General features: G+C 51.9%; 1 rRNA gene (running past one end of the window). It reads left to right on the forward strand.

Annotated elements, in window-relative coordinates:
* Window positions 1-2,151, forward strand: a 23S ribosomal RNA gene (locus tag COL05_RS08820) (it extends 772 nt beyond the left edge of the window).
* Window positions 2,152-2,181: the final 30 nt, after the last annotated feature.

A 2,181-nucleotide genomic window follows, 5' to 3' on the forward strand; every position in this document is an offset into this window, starting at 1 on the left:
AGGCCCGAACCCACGCACGTTGAAAAGTGCGGGGATGAGGTGTGGGTAGCGGAGAAATTCCAATCGAACCTGGAGATAGCTGGTTCTCCCCGAAATAGCTTTAGGGCTAGCCTTAAGTGTAAGAGTCTTGGAGGTAGAGCACTGATTGGACTAGGGGTCCTCATCGGATTACCGAATTCAGTCAAACTCCGAATGCCAATGACTTATCCTTAGGAGTCAGACTGCGAGTGATAAGATCCGTAGTCAAAAGGGAAACAGCCCAGACCGCCAGCTAAGGTCCCAAAGTGTGTATTAAGTGGAAAAGGATGTGGAGTTGCTTAGACAACTAGGATGTTGGCTTAGAAGCAGCCACCATTTAAAGAGTGCGTAATAGCTCACTAGTCGAGTGACTCTGCGCCGAAAATGTACCGGGGCTAAATACACCACCGAAGCTGCGGATTGATACCGAATGGTATCAGTGGTAGGGGAGCGTTCTAAGGACAGTGAAGTCAGACCGTAAGGACTGGTGGAGTGCTTAGAAGTGAGAATGCCGGTATGAGTAGCGAAAGACGGGTGAGAATCCCGTCCACCGAATGCCTAAGGTTTCCTGAGGAAGGCTCGTCCGCTCAGGGTTAGTCAGGACCTAAGCCGAGGCCGACAGGCGTAGGCGATGGACAACAGGTTGATATTCCTGTACCACCTCTTTATCGTTTGAGCAATGGAGGGACGCAGAAGGATAGAAGAAGCGTGCGATTGGTTGTGCACGTCCAAGCAGTTAGGCTGATAAGTAGGCAAATCCGCTTATCGTAAAGGCTGAGCTGTGATGGGGAAGCTCCTTATGGAGCGAAGTCTTTGATTCCCCGCTGCCAAGAAAAGCTTCTAGCGAGATAAAAGGTGCCTGTACCGCAAACCGACACAGGTAGGCGAGGAGAGAATCCTAAGGTGTGCGAGAGAACTCTGGTTAAGGAACTCGGCAAAATGACCCCGTAACTTCGGGAGAAGGGGTGCTTTCTTAACGGAAAGCCGCAGTGAATAGGCCCAAGCGACTGTTTAGCAAAAACACAGCTCTCTGCGAAGCCGTAAGGCGAAGTATAGGGGGTGACACCTGCCCGGTGCTGGAAGGTTAAGGAGAGGGGTTAGCGTAAGCGAAGCTCTGAACTGAAGCCCCAGTAAACGGCGGCCGTAACTATAACGGTCCTAAGGTAGCGAAATTCCTTGTCGGGTAAGTTCCGACCCGCACGAAAGGTGTAACGATTTGGGCACTGTCTCAACCAGAGACTCGGTGAAATTATAGTACCTGTGAAGATGCAGGTTACCCGCGACAGGACGGAAAGACCCCGTGGAGCTTTACTGTAGCCTGATATTGAATTTTGGTACAGTTTGTACAGGATAGGCGGGAGCCTTTGAAACCGGAGCGCTAGCTTCGGTGGAGGCGCTGGTGGGATACCGCCCTGACTGTATTGAAATTCTAACCTACGGGTCTTATCGACCCGGGAGACAGTGTCAGGTGGGCAGTTTGACTGGGGCGGTCGCCTCCTAAAGTGTAACGGAGGCGCCCAAAGGTTCCCTCAGAATGGTTGGAAATCATTCGTAGAGTGCAAAGGCATAAGGGAGCTTGACTGCGAGACCTACAAGTCGAGCAGGGACGAAAGTCGGGCTTAGTGATCCGGTGGTTCCGCATGGAAGGGCCATCGCTCAACGGATAAAAGCTACCCCGGGGATAACAGGCTTATCTCCCCCAAGAGTCCACATCGACGGGGAGGTTTGGCACCTCGATGTCGGCTCATCGCATCCTGGGGCTGTAGTCGGTCCCAAGGGTTGGGCTGTTCGCCCATTAAAGCGGTACGCGAGCTGGGTTCAGAACGTCGTGAGACAGTTCGGTCCCTATCCGTCGTGGGCGTAGGAAATTTGAGAGGAGCTGTCCTTAGTACGAGAGGACCGGGATGGACGCACCGCTGGTGTACCAGTTGTTCTGCCAAGGGCATAGCTGGGTAGCTATGTGCGGAAGGGATAAGTGCTGAAAGCATCTAAGCATGAAGCCCCCCTCAAGATGAGATTTCCCATAGCGTAAGCTAGTAAGATCCCTGAAAGATGATCAGGTTGATAGGTTCGAGGTGGAAGCATGGTGACATGTGGAGCTGACGAATACTAATAGATCGAGGACTTAACCATATAATATGTAGCAATGTTATCTAGTTTTGA

Origin of the sequence: Bacillus sp. AFS059628, from assembly GCF_002571225.1 — a bacterium.
Lineage (GTDB): Bacteria > Bacillota > Bacilli > Bacillales > Bacillaceae_G > Bacillus_A.